This window comes from Streptomyces cavernae (genome assembly GCF_004023625.1).
GTDB classification, from domain to species: domain Bacteria; phylum Actinomycetota; class Actinomycetes; order Streptomycetales; family Streptomycetaceae; genus Streptomyces; species Streptomyces cavernae.
This window is the reverse complement of sequence record NZ_RPDJ01000103.1, coordinates 1-3,765: the sequence shown is the minus strand read 5'-3', so window position 1 is coordinate 3,765 and position 3,765 is coordinate 1. Positions and strand designations below refer to the sequence as shown.

General features: G+C 73.7%; 4 protein-coding genes. All 4 read right to left on the bottom strand.

Annotated elements, in window-relative coordinates:
- Window positions 1-65 precede the first annotated feature (65 nt).
- The 4 genes from EF387_RS46270 to EF387_RS46255 all read right to left on the bottom strand — a co-directional run bounded on the left by EF387_RS46270 (window position 66) and on the right by EF387_RS46255 (window position 3,638).
- On the bottom strand, window positions 66-479 hold the full coding sequence (locus tag EF387_RS46270) for a YciI family protein (RefSeq protein ID WP_128381168.1): 414 nt from the start codon (window positions 477-479) through the stop codon (window positions 66-68).
- Window positions 480-601: 122 nt separating this feature from the next.
- On the bottom strand, window positions 602-883 hold the full coding sequence (locus EF387_RS46265; RefSeq protein WP_128381167.1) for a hypothetical protein: 282 nt from the start codon (window positions 881-883) through the stop codon (window positions 602-604).
- Window positions 884-1,216: 333 nt separating this feature from the next.
- Window positions 1,217-1,858 (bottom strand): GNAT family N-acetyltransferase, encoded by a 642-nt coding sequence (locus tag EF387_RS46260; RefSeq protein WP_128382563.1) that lies wholly within the window; start codon window positions 1,856-1,858, stop codon window positions 1,217-1,219.
- Window positions 1,859-2,504: 646 nt separating this feature from the next.
- Complete coding sequence (locus EF387_RS46255; RefSeq protein WP_128382562.1) at window positions 2,505-3,638, bottom strand: family 2 encapsulin nanocompartment cargo protein polyprenyl transferase; 1,134 nt, start codon at window positions 3,636-3,638, stop codon at window positions 2,505-2,507.
- Window positions 3,639-3,765: the final 127 nt, after the last annotated feature.

Sequence of the window (3,765 nt, the reverse complement as noted above, 5' to 3'; positions counted from 1 at the left end):
TCGCTCCTGAGCTGCGGTGTCAAGACCTGGAGCACGCAAGTTATTTCCCGGCAAGCCCTAAGGCCTCAGATGTCGCCCGCGCCGTCCAGGACGGGCCGGATCACGATCGGGTACTCGGTGAGTCCCTGCGGACCGGGGCACTTGGTGATCCGCGCGGCGATCTCGGTGGCGCGCTCCAGGCTCGCGCAGTCCACGACCCAGTATCCGGCGAGCACCTCCTCCGTCTCGCCGTACGGCCCGTCGGTGATCACGGGGTTGCCGTCGTTGTCGGTGGTGACCCACCTCGCCTGCGCGGGCTCGGAGAGACCCTGGCCGTCGACCCATTCTCCGGACTCGGCGAGGTCGTCGTTGACGCCGCCCATGAAGGCGTACATCGCCTGCAGTTCCTCCTCGGTCCAGGCGGGGCTGGTCTCGGAGGCCTTGCCGCGCATGCCTTCGTAGTCGGCCTGCGTGCCCTGCAGCATGATCAGGTACTTCATGAGTCCGCTCCTTCGGCTCGGACCGCCCGTGGTGGACGGCTCTCACCTGAGACGTCGGAGCCGCCCCCGGCTTTTCCACACACCCGGCCGGATGGATGTCCGACGCGCGGGGCGGCGGACCTTCATCCGGGTTTGTCGGAGGCGGGCGCGGAGTTCCCGGGCGAGGACGGTTCGGCCTTGCCGGGCGGGGCGGGCTCGGTCCGCCCCCGCGGGCCGGGCTCGGTGACGCGGGCGGAGGAAGGGGCGGGGGTGTGCTCCGCCTGCTCCTCATAGGCCTCGCACCGCGGGTTCCGGCAGGGGCCGGGCCTCCAGACAGGGACGAACACGCCCAGCGTCTTGTGGCGCCGGAGGACTTTCGCGACGGGCTGCCCGCAGATCGGACAGACGGGTTCCTTGCTGTCCATGACACCAGAGTAGGGCGGTCAGCGCTTGCGCGCGCTCCTGCGTACGAGAACTCGGTTGTCCGGCCTCCGCGCCGGGCACGGCAAGCTGCCCGCGGAGCGCGGAGAGCGGCCCGCGGAGCGCCGCCGACGGCGGGAGGCGAGCGGCGGGCGGCGGGCGGCGGGGCGAGCCCGGCCCCGGCGATCCGGCCGCGCCCGGGTACTCGCCCCCGCGCCCCGCCAGGGGCACACCCGGCCCCGCCCGTACGTCAGCCGCGGCGAGGCCCATGTGTCAGGCCCATCAGGTTCGGACGTCAGGCTCGCCGCCGCGTACTTCAGGCGCGCGGGCCGCGTCTGTCAGGCGCGCGGGTCCCGCCACATCGGCCACATGTCCGGGCCGTCCGGGAGGTGGACCACCGGGTCCGTGACGGTGAAGCCCAGGCGTTCGTACAGGGCGCGGCTGCGCGAGTTGCTCGCCTCCAGGTACGCCGCCAGACCCTCACGGTCGCAGCGGTCGAGGACCGCCTCGATGAGCGCCGTACCGAGGCCCTCACCCTGACGCTCGGGAGCCACGGCGATCAGCCAGAGGTATTCGTGCGCCCGTCCCTCGGGGTGCACCTCGGCGGTCGCCCGGCCGACCAGCTCGAGCCGGTCGTTGTCCGGGTCGATGGCCTCACGCAGGCGCGCGGGGCCGTCGTCGGACTCGGCGTCCGCGCCCCCAGGCTCGGAGGCGCGCTCGGAGCCGGACTCGGGCGTGGACTCGTGCGCGGGCATGGACAGCCACAGTGCGCACGCCGCTCCGTCGTCGGTCACGTCCACCCGGCCCTCGGCGAGCACAATGTCGAGGAACGCCGCCATCAGCAGAGGGTGCTTGCGGTGTCGGTCCGACTCGTCGGGAAAGATCCAGGCGCTCACGGGGTCGTCGTGAAAGGCCTTGTCCAGCAGCTCCGTTATGGCCTCCCGATCCGCCTCGCCCGCAGTCCGGATCACCACACCCATGTCCCGCCCCTCTCCAACTTCCCCATAAGACCGGCCTTTTGCAGCCTATCCGCAGGTGCCCCGCACATCGGCCGGAGGCCCCCGCCCCGGAAGGATGCGAGCCGGGGTCGATGCTGGGGTCGGTGCTCGGGCTGGGGCGGTGCTGGGGCTGGGGCGGTGCTCGGGCTGGGGCTGGGTCGGCGCTGAAGCGGGGGTCGGGCGCTGAAGCGGGAGTCGGGCGCTGGAGTCAGCGTTGGGCCCGGGCCTAGGACCGGGGGCGTGGGGCCGGGGCCTTGCAGCATGGAGGGTCATGTCGCGGAGCCGCCTGTCCCTCCACGCCGTGCGGCGAGCGTGCGTGCCAGACGCCGTGGCCATCAGAAGGAGCCCAGGCCTTCCGGTCGTTCCAGCCGGATGGCGAGCGGATCCTGAACTGGACCCAGGTCTACGACCTCGACGAGCTGCCCGAGGAACTGATCGTGGTCGGCTGGCGGGACGCCCTGCGTGCCGGGACTCCGCTCTGCGGCCGCTCAAGCTGTTCGCGCCCGAGGTGGTGCAGGCGTTTGGGCCTTCGGCCTGGGCCTGGGCCTGGGCCTGGGACCCGGGGCCGGAGGTCTCCGGGGCCGCGCCGCTTCGTCAGGTGCCGCGCGGCTCCGGTTCCTCCGGGGCCTCAGGTGCTGCGCCGCGTCACGAACTCCGCCAGCGCGAGCAGACCCCCCGCCGCCTCAGGGTCGGGCACGGCCCGGGAGAGCTGGTGCACCGCCCGGGACATCCGGTCGGCCGCCTGGGTCTGCGCCCAGTCCCGGCCCCCCGCCCGCTCGACGGCGAGGACCGTACGCTCCAGGTCGCCCTCCCCGGGCGGCAGTTCGTACAGCTCGGCCAGCTCCGCCGCGGCGGGGGTGCCGGAGGCGAGCGCGGCCGCGACCGGCAGCGACTTCTTACGGGCGAGCAGATCCGCCCCGGCCGGCTTGCCGGTGCGGTACGGGTCGCCCCAGATACCGATCACGTCGTCGATGAGCTGGAAGGCGAGCCCCGCCTCACGGCCGAACGCCTCCAGCGCCTCCACGTCCGCCTCGTTCGCTCCCGCGTAGAGCGCCCCCAGCGCGCAGGCACAGCCGAGCAGGGCGCCCGTCTTCGCCTCCGCCATGGCGAGACACTCCTCGAGCGTGACCTCGCCCGGGGCGCGGAGCTCCAGCGCGGTGTCGGCGTGCTGGCCTGCGCACAGTTCGACGACGCAGGAGGCGAGCCGGGCCGCGGCCGCCGGGGCCGCTGGATGCGGGTCCTCGGCGAGCAGCCGCTGCGCCAGCGCCTGCAGTGCGTCCCCCGCGAGGATCGCGTCGGCGTCGCCGAACACGGTCCACGCGGTGGGGCGGTGCCTGCGGGTGGTGTCCCGGTCCATGACATCGTCGTGCAGCAGGGTGAAGTTGTGGACCAGCTCCACTGCGGCCGCGGCTCTCAGAGCCAGGAGTTCGGCGCCCTCGGCAGCCCTGTCCGCCGCCCCCCACCACACCTGCCGCCCACCGAGCGCACGGGCCGCCGCCAGCACCAGGGCCGGACGGATCGCCTTGCCCGCGTTCCCGGTGGCCGGGGTGCCGTCCGCGTTCTGCCGGCCGAAGTGGTAGAGCGCGACCCGGCGCATCGAGTCGGGCAACGACGTGATGGCCCTGTGCAACTCGGGGTCTACGGCGGCCCGAGCCCACTCCAGAAGCGCCGCCGCCTCGTACCCCTCGGGCGCGGCCCCCCGCCCCTCGGCTCCCCCACCTCCCCGGACTCCGGATCCGCCGGCAGGACTCCCCTGCCCCACAGCCCCCTGAACTTCCCCGACGGCCCCATTTCCCTTCGCCCCATGTCCGCCGGAAGAACCCCCCTGCCCAGCAACCCCCCGGACTCCCCCGACTCCCCCATCTCCCTGCGCCCCATACCCGTCGGAC

Excerpts from the sequence above, each read along its gene's own strand:
- EF387_RS46270 (WP_128381168.1), bottom strand. The coding sequence starts at position 479 with ATGAAGTACCTGATCATGCTGCAGGGCACGCAGGCCGACTACGAAGGC.
- EF387_RS46265 (WP_128381167.1), bottom strand. The coding sequence starts at position 883 with ATGGACAGCAAGGAACCCGTCTGTCCGATCTGCGGGCAGCCCGTCGCG.
- EF387_RS46260 (WP_128382563.1), bottom strand. The coding sequence starts at position 1,858 with ATGGGTGTGGTGATCCGGACTGCGGGCGAGGCGGATCGGGAGGCCATA.